Below are 12,997 nucleotides of genomic sequence, written 5' to 3'. Positions count from 1 at the left end.
CTTCCCCTAGTGTCCGCCTTCCCGCGCTGCTGCGCAACCGTTGGTCCGTGAGGAAGCACCCGCGAATTGGTCCCGGAAAGGCGCTCAGGGTGCAACGGTTTGACATCAACCGTGTTGACTAGCTGCACCCAGGGACGGATTCTGACAGCCGTTCGCAATTTGCGATCAGAGAGCGGAGGAAGCGGTTCCCGCAGCCCGTGCGGCTGCGGCAGCCATATGGCCATGACGATCGGCAAGACAGGACAAATTCTACTCGCCGATATCGGCGGCACCAATGCGCGCTTCGCGCTGAGCCAGGCTGAATCGAGTAACAGCGATCCGACCGGACCGATCGACTACGTCAAGGTCGCCGACTTCCCGACCGTTCGGGAGGCCATCGTCGATGTTCTCGCTCGCAGGTTCTCCGGCGGGCAGCCCCGAAGAGCTGTGCTGGCGGTGGCCGGCCCTGTCACCAACAATCGCTGCGTCATGACCAACAGTCCGTGGGTCATCGACGGCAACGAGCTGCAAGCTGCGCTCGGCTTCGACAGCGTCCACGTGCTCAACGACTTCGAAGTGGTGGCCTGGTCTCTTCCCGCCTTGCAGCCTGCCGACCTCATTCCGCTTGGCGGGCAGGATGGCCTGCCCGGAGAGCCCCTGCTGGTGGTCGGGCCCGGAACCGGCTTTGGGGTGTCCTGTTTGGTCGAGCGCCATGGCGCACGGCTGGCGGTCGTGACCGAGGCCGGTCACGCCACCCTGCCGGCGGAGAACGAGCGCGAGGAACGCGTGATCGCCTGTCTGCGCAAGCGCCTTGGCCATGTCTCCATCGAGCGCGGCGCGCTCTCAGGTTCTGGCCTGCAAAGCCTCTACGAGGCCCTCGCGGAGGTCGATGGCGCCCAGGTACCACATCGGGATCCTGCCGCCATCACCAAGGCCGCGCTGGAGGGCAATTGCCCCGTCAGCCGTGCGACGCTCGACATGTTCTGCGCCATCCTCGGCTCGGTCGCGGGCAATCTCGCGGTGACCTTCGGCGCCCGCGGCGGCGTCTATATCGCCGGCGGGATCGTGCCGCGTTTTCCCGAGTTCCTCGCGGCGTCCGCATTCCGAGCACGCTTCGAGGCCAAGGGACGCTTCCAGGATTACTTGCGCAACATCCCGACCAGGCTGGTGATCAAGCCTGATGCGAGCTTCGTCGGCCTCAAGATGTTCGCCCAGCACAATCCAAATTGACTAAATTGAGCGGAGGAAGCGCCCTCTCGCGGTCCAGCAATTCACAACTGATTGCCGCGTACACCCGATTCCGCGCGGGATCGTGCTTGCCTGCGCGTTTCCGATGCGAAACAATCCTGTCTGTGTGTGGCGTAGTTGCGGGGGCGTGGCATGCGTAAACAGGATTTCGGTTTCGACTATCACCGCTATCACCGCCTGCTGCGGGAGGCGGACAACGAAGACAAGCGGCTGGCCCTGATCGAGCTCCTGATCGAGGAAAAGGCAAGGGACCGGCTGGCCGCCCAGCGCGCTTCGGATCGCGCCGCCATGACGGCGCACACCATTGCCACGGTGCTGAGAAACGGTCGCAACTGAGGCTTGCGAGCTCGTCCCGGCGCGTGAGAACACGAGGCGATTGCGACTTCATTAACGATGCCTCGCAATCTGGCGTCAAACTTTTTGCTCTAAGAGTTCCCCCACCTGAGGCAAATCAGGGTCAATAACCAATAAGGGGGGAAGTGAACATGAGCATGATCTCGCTCGCCGTGATGCCGGCCGCCGTCGAAGCGCGGTTCGCCGTTTCTTCGTTCAAGACCATCTTGCTGTTCTGCTGCACGGGCCTGGCCGTCTCGTTCGGCTTGATCGCGCGTGGCATCGATCTCAGCGCCGGCCTGATCTGACAGCGCGCCGAGCTGTTTCGCCAAATGGCCGCCCCCCCGACGGGCGGCCATTTTCGTTTGGCGATCTCAGTGCGGCGTCTCGCCGTCACCAGTGCGGCGTCTACGCCGTCACCAGGGAGGCGTCCACGCCATCACTCAGTGCGGCGCCTTCTCTGTGGCTTCCGGAAACATCGAATCGATCATCGCCTTGAGCTGATCCATCGCGATCGGCTTGCGCAGGATCGGCCTTCGCCGCAGCAAGGACGGCAGCAGCTCCGGTCCATAACCCGTCGCGAACAGAAACGGTTTTCCGCGTCGCTCGATCAGATCGGCGACGGGATCGACGTAGACGCCCATCAGATTGATGTCGAGGATGGCCAGATCATACTGCGCGGTCATGGCAAAGGCGCTGGCGTCGCGGACATTGTCCGCTTCCGCGACGACGCGGTGGCCGAGCTCCTCCACCATGTCGGCGATCATCATCCGGATCAACGCCTCGTCTTCGACCAGGAAAACGGAGAGTCCGTCCGCCATATCAACCCCGCAGTCAGCCTTACGAAGCTAACCATAACCGAATTGCGGAGAGGATACACGAATTCGTGGCCGCCGCCCTTAATTCAGACGCGCCCGATCCGATTCAACTTGATCAATCCAGTCCTCGCTCGTGGCTCAGGCGCACCATCTCCTGAATGAACACCTGCTTCTGCTTGTCATCGAGGCTCGAATAGAGCGGCTCGGCCGCGTCGGCCACGTTGCGCTGGTCGGCCGCCCGGTCGATCAGGAACTGCGCCTCGTTGCGCATCTGCTCGATGATGTCGTCGGGCGGATCGCGCTTGGCGCGCGCGACCCGAAGGTTGAGCCGCTCTGCACCATTATGCCCGAGGTAGTGCATGGCGCTCGAGAAGCCGTACCAGTGCTTCTCCTGATCGGGCGTGAGGTTCAGTTCGGTCTTGATCCGCTCGATATAGGCATCGCTGTTGGCAACGATCTGTTCCGCGCTCTGCTGCGGAGCGCCGGTCTGGGTGAGAACCGTGACATCCTTATTTTCTTTGTTGTCCTTGCCATTCTGCGGGGCGTTCTTCGCTTCCTTGCTCGCTTTGGAGCCCTTCCCCGCCTTGGCGCTCTTGGCGTCCTTGTCCTTGCCGCCCGGCTGCTTGGCATCCTTGCTTGCATCCTTGCTGGCCTCCTTGGGCGGCGGCGCCTGATTGCCATTGTTGCCGACGCCGAGCACGCCGGTGAAGACGCCCACCACGCCGCCGATGGCGCCGCCAAGCACGCCGCCGACCGGACCTGCCGCCTTGTTTCCGGCCGCCGCGCCCTCCTGAACGCCTTTGACCAGACCTTGGGCGTTCGCCACCGCGGCGACGCCCAGCAGCAGCGCGAGCACGGACCCCAGCGCAAACCATCGTCGCAGGTGAAGCCGCGCTGGCAGCACCGGTTTGATCATTCTCGTCTCCATCGTCGATCTGGCTGGCCTCTCCGGCGAAAGGCCCATGACAATTGCAACTCTATCGTTTCCGCCGCGCCGAGGTCCAGACGCCACCAATCGCCGTCCACGCCCGAAAAGTCTTTCGCGCGAAGCGGTTATGCAGGCTTATTCGAAACTGCGGCGTAATTGCGCACAGATCGTTCGAGGGCTCGCTTGCGCGAAGTGTGCGCCGCAAAAATGAACGTCCGCGGTTTGCCTGCAGCACACGGTCGTGAATGCGCTCGCGATCCTGCCGGGCACACCAATAGTTCTAGACGAGGAGCCGTTCGGCTTTCTCGACAGACGCGATCAATCATGATCTGATCGCGCTACCAATTTGCTGCGACCTCGCGTGAAATGCCGACGCGGGCCGACGGCACCAATAAGAAAATCCAACAACGAGAACTCAAGAAAGAAGTCTCTCAGAGGAAACTCCAACAACAACACCCAAGCGAGGAAACGAGATGTCACGCAAGACACTGACGCGACGTCAATTTGTGGCTGCCACTGCAATGTCCTCCGCGGCGCTGATCACGGCGCCTTATGTCAGAGGCGCTTACGCCGCCGGCAAGCTCTCAATCGGGTTCTGGGACCATTGGGTGCCCGGCGCCAACAAGGCCTCGACCGATCTCGTCAACGAATGGGCCGCGAAGGAGAAGGTGGAAGTCTCCATCGACTACATCACCAGCAACAACAAGAAGATCGAGCTGACCGCCGCGGCCGAAGCCCAGGCCAAGTCGGGTCATGACATTCTTCAGATGCCGAGCTGGTGGCCGCAGGCCTATGCCGAGAATCTCGAGCCGCTCAACGACGTCGTGGAGCCGCTCCTCAAGCAGAATGGCGAGGTGAACGGCACCGTCAAATATCTCGGGAATTCGGGCGGCAAATGGCTCGCGGTGCCCGCGACCCCCGGCAGCCAGATCAAGGGGCCCTGCTCCCGCATCGATTTGATGAAGCAGCACGCCGGCATCGACGTACAGGAGATGTACCCGGCCGGCAGCCCGCCCAAGGCGGACAACTGGACCATGGAGACCTTCCTGAAGGCAGCCGAGGCTTGCCAGAAGGCTGGCTTTGCATTCGGCATCGGCCTCGGCGAGACCACCGACAGCGTGGATACCGCCGGCGCGATCTTTCAGTCCTTCGGGGCCGAGCTCGTCAACGCCAAGGGCGATATCACGGTGAAGACCGATCAGGTTCGCCAGGCCATGGAATTCTACAAGAAGCTGATCGCGTTCCTGCCGCCGGATGCACCCTCCTGGGACGACGCTTCGAACAACAAATGGCTGATCTCCGGCCGTGGTGCGATGATCCTGAATCCGCCGAGCGCCTGGGCTGTTGCCAAGCGCGATGCGCCGCAGGTCGCCGAGCAGTGCTGGACGCACGGCTTCCCGTCCGGTCCGAAGGGCCGGTTTGCGCCGTACCTGCCGTACTTCTGGGGCGTCTGGAGCTTCGGCAAGAACAAGGAGGCGGCCAAGAGCCTGCTCGTTCACTTGTCCGCGCCGTCATCGATCGAGAAGTTCGTCGCGGTGAGCGGCGGCTATGATCTGCCGGCGTATGCGAACATGACCAAGTTCAAGACCTGGGCGGAAGAAGGGCCGCCGAAGGGAACGCTCTATCACTATCCGGACCCGCACAAGCATCAGACGCTGTCGATCGCGGCATCGCCGGCGCCGCCCAAGATCGCACAGCAGATCTACTTCCAGGCGACGCTGACCAAAATGGCACTGCGTTATGCGCGGGGCGAGACGTTGGAGCAGGCGCTCGCCTGGGCCGAGGGCGAGTGCGAAGGCTTCATGCGGAGCTAGGCCGGGGCCTGCTGACAGGGCGGCTCGCGTCACGTGCGTGAGCTGCCCGGGCTGCATGCTTCAATCCGCTTGACCGTGAAGCCGCATGGCCGGCTTCACGGTTGGACAGCATAAGAGCATAGAGAAAGACTAATCCAAGGAATCTGACATGGCCGATGTCGTCGTTGAGCGAGGTCGCGTCGCCCGTGCGGCGGGCGCCCGCAGGGGATCGAGCCTGCGCAATGCGCTCGGGCGCAAATCGACGGTGGCGTTTTTCCTGACGCTGCCGCTGATCCTCCTGATCGCGCTGCTCGTGCTCTACCCCGCCTTCTATTCCGTTCATCTGGCGACGCTGAACAAGTCGATGACGAAGTTCGTCGGCTTCGGCAACTTCACCTTCCTGTTCAAGCGCGAGACGTTCTGGATGGTGGTGCAGCAGTCCTGCATCTTCGCGATCACGGCCGTGATCTTCAAGGCGCTGATCGGCTTCATCGTCGCGCATTTCGTCCACAACATTCCGGCCAAGGGCCAGCGCAAATGGCGCGGCATGCTGCTGGTGCCCTGGGTGATCCCACCGGCGATGAGCACGCTGGCCTGGCTGTGGCTGTTCGACCCTTCCTACAGCGCCTTCAATTACACGCTGTCCTTCTTCGGCGTCGGCCCGATCCCCTGGCTCGGCGACACCTTCTGGGCACGCTTCTCCGTCATCCTCGTCAACATCTGGTACGGCGCGCCATTCTTCATGATCATGTATCTGGCCGCGCTGAAATCCGTCCCCGATCAACTCTACGAGGCCGCCGCGATCGATGGCGCCAATTGGTGGCAGCGGATCTGGTACGTCACCTTGCCGATGATGCGCAACATCATCGCCATCACCACGCTGTTCTCGCTGATCGTCACCTTCGCCAATTTCGACATCGTGCGCATCCTGACCTCAGGCGGTCCGCTGGATACGACGCATCTGTTCGCCACCTGGGCGTTCCAGGTCGGCATCCAGAGCAGCGACATTCCGCTCGGCGCCTGTGTCTCGCTGTTCATGGTGCCGATCCTGGCGGTCGCTGCGATCTTCATCCTGCGCGATGTCAACAAACGCGGAAACGAAGCCTGATGAGCACGCTCGCAATCGACAAGGCCGGCCCCTCCCGCAAGATCAAGTATGGCAGCATGAGCCGCGACCGCGCCTGGGCGCTGCGCTGGTCCTATTTCTTCCTGGTGCTGTTCGCGATCTTCTTCCTGACGCCGCCAATCTACATGCTGATCACCTCGCTCAAGAGCAGCGCGGAGATATCGGCGGCAACCAATCCCTGGTGGGTGTTCCACCCGACGCTGTCGAACTATGTCGAGCTGCTGAGCTCGAACCAGTTTCTGCGCTTCTTCTGGAACTCGTCGATCGTGTCGATCGTGGTCGTGATCATCACGATGCTGATCAGCATCCCCGCGGCCTTTGCGCTGGCGCGGATGAAGTTCTGGGGCTCAGCGACGCTGGCCACCGGTGTCTTTCTTACCTACCTGATCCCGGACAGTCTTCTCTTCATCCCGCTGTTCAAGATGCTCGGGGTCGTCCAGGACTACACCGGCATCACGCTGCTCAACCGATGGTACGTGCTGCTGTTCATCTATCCGACGTTGACGGTGCCGTTCTGCACGTGGATCATGATCGGCTATTTCGCCTCGATCCCGAAGGAGCTCGATGAAGCCGCCCTCATCGACGGCGCCTCGTGGCTCCAGACCTTGACCCGGATCTTCATTCCCGTTGCATTGCCCGGGCTGATCGCGGCGACCATCTTCGCCTTTACGGTGTCCTGGGCCCAGTTCCTCTATCCGCTGGTGTTCACGACCTCGATCGATCAGCTCGTGCTGCCGGTCGGCATCACCACCACACTGATCAAGGGCGACGTCTTCAACTGGGGACAGATCATGACCGGCGCGCTGCTTGGCGCCGCGCCGCCGCTGATCATCTACGCCTTCCTGATGGACTATTACATTGCCGGCCTGACCGCCGGCGCGACGAAGGGTTGAAATTGAGGGGTTGAAGTGCAATGGCCGACGTTTCCCTGCGTAAGGTGATCAAGCGTTACGACGATGTCGAAGCCGTGCGCGGCATCGATCTCGATATCTCCGATCATGAATTCATCGTGCTGGTGGGCCCCTCCGGCTGCGGCAAGTCGACGACGCTGCGCATGATCGCAGGGCTCGAGGACATCACCGACGGTGACATCATGATCGGCGGCGACGTCGTCAATGACGTGCCGCCGAAGGACCGCGACATCGCCATGGTGTTCCAGAATTACGCGCTCTACCCGCACATGACGGTCGCGGAGAACATGTCGTTCGGCCTGCGCCTGAAGCACTATCCCAAGGCTGAGATCAAGGCGCGAGTGACCGAGGCCGCCCGGCTCCTCGACATCACCGACCTGATCGATCGCAAGCCGAAGCAGCTATCCGGCGGCCAGCGCCAGCGCGTCGCGATGGGCCGCGCCATCGTGCGCAATCCGAAGGTGTTCCTGTTCGACGAGCCGCTGTCCAATCTCGACGCCAAGCTGCGCGTGCAGATGCGGATCGAGATCAAGAAGGTGCACCAGAAGGTGCGCACCACCACGGTCTACGTCACCCACGACCAGGTCGAGGCGATGACGCTGGCCGACCGCGTCGTTGTGATGAACAAGGGATGTATCGAGCAGATCGGCACGCCGAACGAGCTCTACCACAAGCCGGCCACACGCTTCGTCGCGGGCTTCATCGGCTCGCCCGCGATGAACTTCATTCCGTGCCGGCTCGAGGACGTCGGCGGCACGCTCCAGATCCGTCTCACCGACCGCATCGCTTTCCCGCTGCCCCCAGCCCGCGCCGCACGCTACAAGACTCTGCCGCGCACCGAGAAGCTGCTGCTGGGCCTTCGCCCCGAGCACCTCACCGAGTCGCATGCGCATCTCGCGCCCGGCGTCGAAACCTTCGAGACCGTGCTCGACGTGACCGAACCGATGGGGATGGAGACGCTGGTCTATTTCGGGCTCGACGGCACGCCGGTCTGCGGCCGCGTCGATCCCAATGCCGGCGCCAAGGACGGGGCACCCATGCGTTTGGCGATGGACCTCAACAACATGCACCTGCTAAACGAGGCGTCCGGCGTCGTGTTGTGATGCCGGTCCAAGAAACTCGCGCAGGCAGGAGACGATGGCGACCAACAAGAAGAAGATTTTCGTTACGCAAACTTTGTCGCAAGGGGCACGCGCCCTCCTCACCCAGCGGGACGATATCGAGCTCGTCGAGTTTCCGAACCTGATCTCCGCCAAGGACTTCGAGGCTCTGCTCAAGAGCCATGCACCGGTCCATGGCGTCGCGCTCGGCGCCACCGCCTTTGGCGAGACCGAGCTCGACGCCGCGAAGGACATGAAGGTGGTGACCCGCATCGGCGTCGGCTACGACGCCGTCGACGTGCCCGCCCTCTCCCGCCGCAAGGTGCCGCTGATGGTCGCTGGCAGTGCCAACTCGCCCTCGGTCGCGGAAGCCGCGCTGTTCATGATGCTGACGCTGGCGAAGCGCGCGCAGGAATTGCACGCTTGCGTCAAGGACGGCAAATGGGCCGACCGGCTCGGCATGCTGCCGTTCGATCTCTACGGCAAGACCGTGCTGATCATCGGCTTCGGCCGTATCGGCAGTCGCACCGCCAAGCGCTGCCTAGCGATGGAGATGAAGGTACAGGTCTATGATCCCTACAAGCCGGCTGCCGATATCAAGGCCGCCGGCTGCGAGCCCGTCGCCGATTTCGATGCCGCGCTGCCTCATGCCGATTTCGTCACCATCCATTGTCCGAAGACGCCGGAGACGGTCGGCCTGTTCGATGCGGCACGGATCGGCGGGATGAAGCCGAAATCCTACCTCATCAACACCGCGCGCGGCGGCATCGTGAAAGAGGCCGCGCTCTATGACGCGCTGGTCTCCGGCAAGCTCGCCGGTGCCGGTATCGATGTGTTCGAGGTGGAGCCGCCGCCGCTCAGCAACGCACTGTTTGCCCTGCCCAACGTCATCATGGCCCCGCATGTTGCCGGCGTTACCATCGAGGCCGTGAGCCGCATGAGCGAGCAGACCGCGCGCAACATCCTGAGTGCGCTGGACGGCGATCCCATCCGGCAGAACGTCATCAACCAGGACGTGCTGGGCTGAGCCGAACTCCGGGCGGGCGGCGCAGGCGCTCGCTTGGGACGACCAAAAACCGTCCCATTTTGGTGCAGATCGAGCCCCAACTCAGCCTTAATCAAACGCGCGTAATGAGCCAGGGCGCACCGGCAGTGGGACAGACCAGCCGGCCGCGTCGAGCTGGAGGATGGACCCTTGGCAGAGATCGACCCGACCGACCACGCGCTGGCGACCATCGCCAGCATTTTAGAGCACCCCGAGCCCGTTCTCGTCGTACGGGAGACCGAGACCGAAATGATGGTCGCTGGTGAACGTGAGCACATCGCCGCCGACGAGCAGCCAATTGTCGACGAGCATCCAGTGGTCGAGGAGCAGCCGCTGGTGCCGGAGCACACTGATGCGGATGGCTACAGCAAGGTCGGCCCGGGCCCGATGGTGGCGATCCGTCTCAAATGGACAGTCCATCGCGGCGACGACGGCCAATTCTACGTCCACGAGACCATCGGCGAGCAGTCGGCGCCCGTGGTTAGCGGCCCGATGACGAGCGAAGCCGCCGTGCATTTCGTCGACGCGCAGGAGCACGAAGCGCATCGGCGTTTCGAAGAGCTGCGCAGCGAAATTGCCGGCCGCAGCTCGCTCGCCGAATTCGAGCGCAAGGGCGAAGCGTAGGTTTACGTCGCTGTACACCTCTCCCCGCCGGGGAGAGGTGAAGGCCGAGCATCTACTTCCTTCCCAGATAATCCTTCTTCACGAGTTCGACGCCGGCGTGCCGCAACAGGTCGTAGGCCGTCGTCACGTGAAAGAAGAACTGCGGGACGCTGAAGGTCAGCAGCAGCGTTCGTCCGGTGAATGGCAGCTCGGTGCCGTTCTTCAGCTTGAAGAACACATTGCGTTCGGCCGACGCGTCTATCTCGGCGCGCGGCAGGCTTTCGATGAACTCGATCGACGTCGCGATGCGTGCCTGAAGTCCGGCCATGTCGTGCTCCAGCACCGGCAGCGTGATCGGTTCGCGCTCCGCCAGCAAGGCCGGGGCGACCACGCCATGGCGGCAGGCCTCGCCGACCTGCTGCGCCAGATCGTACATGTTCGGCGCCAGGCGCATACCGAGCAGAACCGCCGGATTGAACTTGCGGGTCTCGGCATAGGCCACGCCCTTGTCGAGCAATCCGGACAGGTTGCGCAAGTACGGCACGAAGAGGCCTACCGAGGCCTCGTACATCGAGATTGTCACCTCTGAATTCCCTTCAATTCCGCCTCGCCAGCGACGGGCATCTGGTCTAAATCCACCCCGCACAATGACAGCTCGGGCACGGGTGGAAAAGAGATGATCGTTCGAATCTGGGCAGCTTTGGCCGTGGCGTTGCTGGTGAATCTCTCGGCGCACGCGCAGCAGGCGCCCTCGCGCCTCGACGAGATAGTCAAGCGCGGCACCTTGCGCGTCGGCATGACCGGCGACTACAAGCCCTTCACCTATCTGGACAAGACCACGCAGCAATTCAGCGGCTTCGACGTCGACATGGCGCAGGCCCTTGGCAAGGCGCTCGGCGTCAAGGTCGAATTCGTGCCGACGGCCTGGCCGAAGCTGATGAAGGATTTCGAGGCCGACCAGTTCGACATCGCCATGGGCGGTGTCTCCGTCACGCTCGACCGGCAGAAGAAAGGCTTCTTCTCCACGCCGATCATGCGGGAGGGCAAGACGCCGATCGCGCGCTGCGCCGACACGGCCAAGTACCAGAGCATCGCCGACATCGACAAGAAGGGCACCCGAATCATCGTCAATCCGGGCGGCACCAACGAACGCTTCGCGCGCGCCAACATCAAGGATGCCGAGATCACCGTCTTTGCCGACAACACCGTGATCTTCGACGAGATCGCCAAGGGCAACGCCGATCTGATGATGACCGACGGCCTCCGAGACGCGATACCAGCAGAAGCAGCATGCCGGCGTGCTCTGCGCGGTGCACCCTGAAAAGCCGTTCGATTTTTCGGAGAAGGCCTATTGGCTGCAGCGCGATGTCGCGTTGAAAGCCTTCGTCGACCAATGGCTGCACATCTCGATGGAAGACGGCAGCTACAAGAAGATCTATGCCGCCTGGTTCAACTAGGCTGCGTCGCCCTGTCGCTCGCTTCGGCCAAACTGTGGACGGGTTCCGGGCGTATTGAACCCGAACGCATTGCAGCACGACTCATACGGATGAAAGTGATCTAGATCACTTTTTGCGATCGAACCGGAGCGTATGCGTCAGTCCGGGGACCATCTGTTCAGGAGATGCGAAATGAGGAAGCTGTTGGCTACGGCCGCATTCCTGTTGGCGAGCACGGCTGCTCAGGCACAATACACTTTCGAATATGGCGGGCGCACCATCCGCATCGATCCCGACCGCGGCACGGTGCAGATCCCCGGCGTGTACGACAACACCGGCCAGGGCAAGGCCAAGAAGGCCAAGAAGAACGAGCAGGCGCCGCAGCAGGCCACGGTGGATCCGCAAGCGCCGGCTGCTGCTCCGGCACCTGCCCCCGCTCCCGCCGCCGCGCCGCCCGCGGCCGTGCAGGCGCCTGCACCCGCCGCCGCAGCAGCGCCGCCCGCAGCGCCGCAACCACCCGCTCCGTCACCGGCCACCGCCAACAACACGCCCGCCGACACGGCCGTGGCGCCGCCCCCTGCGCCGCCTTCGGCCGCTGCTCCCGTCGAGCAGCAGGCGGCGCCCGCTGTGACGCCACCGCCCGCCCCGACCGTGGCTGCCGCACCACCGGCGCCGCCTCCGCCACCCGCGCCGGCGCCTGCCCCCGCTCCCGTTCAGGCGGCTGCAGCCACGCCTGCTCCGGCAGCCGCGCCCACGCGCGATCTGAATTCGCCGCTCGGCGTTTGGCTCACGGAGGAGAAGGAAGGCAAGGTCCGCATCGAGCAATGCGGCACCAATCTCTGCGGCTATTCGGTCGATTCGAAATCGAACCAGAACGGCGAGCAGGTCCTGATCAACATGAAGCCCGGCAAGGACCAGAAATGGTCAGGCCGCATCCTCGACCCCAATTCCGGCTCGACCTACGACTCGACGATCGCGATGAAGGGCACCGACCGGTTGCGCGTGCAGGGCTGCGCCTTCGGCGGCATGTTCTGCGGCGGCCAGACCTGGACGCGGGTGAACTGAGATCGGACTGATCGTTCTGACCAATGCAAGGGGGCCCCGATGCGGGTCCCTTTGTTTTTACGCGCCCTTCTGTTGCGAGGTGAGCAACCTCACTCAACCTCCTGCACACGTGACAGCCCTCACATCGCCGGTTCCCGGTCCATGTCACGATCCCCGAACGGTCAACCACAGGGGCGTGTCATGAACGGCTTTCGCAAGGCTCTCTTCGCCACCATTGTCACTATCGCCTTCCCGCTCGCGCAGGCCGATGCTGCGGGCTCCGCCTTCGACGGTGCATGGAATGTCCGCATCGCCTCCTCGATCCAGGCCTGCGGCGACGGCGCGACCGTCTCGATCGGAATCAACAATGGTCACATCGCATCGAGCAGCGCCGCGGTGACGGCGTCGGGCCGCGTCGCCGATGCCGGCAACATCAACGTCACGCTGAGCACCGGCATCAAGCGCGCCGTCGGTTTCGGCCGGCTCACCGGCACTTCCGGCTCCGGCACCTGGCGTGGCGCCATGTGCAGGGGGACGTGGACGGCGGAAAGAATGTGATGGTGCCGCGGGGACAAGCAGCCAGGACGCCCGTAAACGCGCTACGGCGTCTCTGCGCAGAGCCGGAACCCAGCG

At 63.2% G+C, this 12,997-nt stretch carries 14 protein-coding genes and 1 pseudogene; 12 read left to right on the top strand and 3 right to left on the bottom strand.

The annotated features are described in order from the left end of the window. Nucleotides 1-222: 222 nt before the first annotated feature. The 3 genes from glk (at nt 223) to IVA78_RS02425 (ending at nt 1,868) form a co-directional block, all read left to right on the top strand. Complete coding sequence (gene glk / locus IVA78_RS02435; protein WP_247275674.1) at nt 223-1,209, top strand: glucokinase; 987 nt, start codon at nt 223-225, stop codon at nt 1,207-1,209. Between the two features lie 150 nt (nt 1,210-1,359). Then, a complete protein-coding gene (locus tag IVA78_RS02430; RefSeq protein ID WP_247275627.1) occupies nt 1,360-1,563 on the top strand; it encodes a hypothetical protein in 204 nt (67 codons plus the stop codon). A 149-nt stretch (nt 1,564-1,712) separates the two neighbouring features. Next, nucleotides 1,713-1,868, top strand: a complete 156-nt coding sequence (locus tag IVA78_RS02425) for a hypothetical protein (RefSeq protein ID WP_247275628.1) — start codon at nt 1,713-1,715, stop codon at nt 1,866-1,868. Between the two features lie 135 nt (nt 1,869-2,003). Here the strand turns inward: IVA78_RS02425 and IVA78_RS02420 are convergent, their stop codons facing one another. Together IVA78_RS02420 and IVA78_RS02415 are read right to left on the bottom strand one after the other, a co-directional pair. Continuing rightward, nucleotides 2,004-2,381, bottom strand: coding sequence for a response regulator (locus IVA78_RS02420; RefSeq protein WP_247275629.1), 378 nt, complete (start codon nt 2,379-2,381; stop codon nt 2,004-2,006). A 112-nt stretch (nt 2,382-2,493) separates the two neighbouring features. Further along, on the bottom strand, nt 2,494-3,294 hold the full coding sequence (locus IVA78_RS02415) for a Spy/CpxP family protein refolding chaperone (RefSeq protein WP_247275630.1): 801 nt from the start codon (nt 3,292-3,294) through the stop codon (nt 2,494-2,496). Nucleotides 3,295-3,779: 485 nt separating this feature from the next. Here IVA78_RS02415 and IVA78_RS02410 point away from each other — a divergent pair, with 485 nt between their 5' ends. The 6 genes from IVA78_RS02410 to IVA78_RS02385 all read left to right on the top strand — a co-directional run bounded on the left by IVA78_RS02410 (nt 3,780) and on the right by IVA78_RS02385 (nt 9,905). Continuing rightward, nucleotides 3,780-5,120, top strand: coding sequence for an extracellular solute-binding protein (locus tag IVA78_RS02410; RefSeq protein ID WP_247275631.1), 1,341 nt, complete (start codon nt 3,780-3,782; stop codon nt 5,118-5,120). A gap of 148 nt (nt 5,121-5,268) precedes the next feature. Further along, nucleotides 5,269-6,207 carry a sugar ABC transporter permease gene (locus IVA78_RS02405; protein ID WP_247275632.1) on the top strand — a complete coding sequence of 313 codons (939 nt, stop codon included), beginning with the start codon at nt 5,269-5,271 and terminating at the stop codon, nt 6,205-6,207. After that, on the top strand, nt 6,207-7,118 hold the full coding sequence (locus IVA78_RS02400) for a carbohydrate ABC transporter permease (RefSeq protein WP_247275633.1): 912 nt from the start codon (nt 6,207-6,209) through the stop codon (nt 7,116-7,118). The genes IVA78_RS02405 and IVA78_RS02400 overlap by 1 nt, the downstream gene beginning before the upstream one ends. A 20-nt stretch (nt 7,119-7,138) precedes the next feature. Next, a complete protein-coding gene (gene ugpC / locus IVA78_RS02395) occupies nt 7,139-8,239 on the top strand; it encodes a sn-glycerol-3-phosphate ABC transporter ATP-binding protein UgpC (protein ID WP_247275634.1) in 1,101 nt (366 codons plus the stop codon). Between the two features lie 34 nt (nt 8,240-8,273). Further along, nucleotides 8,274-9,263: a hydroxyacid dehydrogenase gene (locus IVA78_RS02390; RefSeq protein ID WP_247275635.1), complete on the top strand. Its 990-nt coding sequence runs from the start codon at nt 8,274-8,276 to the stop codon at nt 9,261-9,263. A 168-nt stretch (nt 9,264-9,431) separates the two neighbouring features. Next, nucleotides 9,432-9,905, top strand: coding sequence for a hypothetical protein (locus IVA78_RS02385; protein ID WP_247275636.1), 474 nt, complete (start codon nt 9,432-9,434; stop codon nt 9,903-9,905). A gap of 52 nt (nt 9,906-9,957) precedes the next feature. Here the strand turns inward: IVA78_RS02385 and IVA78_RS02380 are convergent, their stop codons facing one another. Continuing rightward, the gene (locus tag IVA78_RS02380) at nt 9,958-10,455 is read right to left on the bottom strand and encodes a DUF1993 domain-containing protein (RefSeq protein ID WP_247275675.1); all 498 of its coding nucleotides are present in this window, start codon (nt 10,453-10,455) and stop codon (nt 9,958-9,960) included. Between the two features lie 105 nt (nt 10,456-10,560). Between IVA78_RS02380 and IVA78_RS02375 the strand changes: the two are divergent. The 3 genes and pseudogenes from IVA78_RS02375 (at nt 10,561) to IVA78_RS02365 (ending at nt 12,922) form a co-directional block, all read left to right on the top strand. Beyond that, nucleotides 10,561-11,341, top strand: a pseudogene (locus tag IVA78_RS02375) (transporter substrate-binding domain-containing protein). A 171-nt stretch (nt 11,342-11,512) separates the two neighbouring features. After that, entirely contained in the window at nt 11,513-12,385 is an 873-nt protein-coding gene (locus tag IVA78_RS02370; protein WP_247419473.1) for a DUF2147 domain-containing protein, read from the top strand. Nucleotides 12,386-12,565: 180 nt separating this feature from the next. Continuing rightward, complete coding sequence (locus tag IVA78_RS02365; RefSeq protein ID WP_247275639.1) at nt 12,566-12,922, top strand: hypothetical protein; 357 nt, start codon at nt 12,566-12,568, stop codon at nt 12,920-12,922. Nucleotides 12,923-12,997 lie beyond the last annotated feature (75 nt).

Origin of the sequence: Bradyrhizobium sp. 137 (assembly GCF_023074095.1) — a bacterium.
Lineage (GTDB): Bacteria > Pseudomonadota > Alphaproteobacteria > Rhizobiales > Xanthobacteraceae > Bradyrhizobium.
Note: the sequence above shows the minus strand (reverse complement) of the source record. Positions and strands in the feature narration are given on the sequence as shown.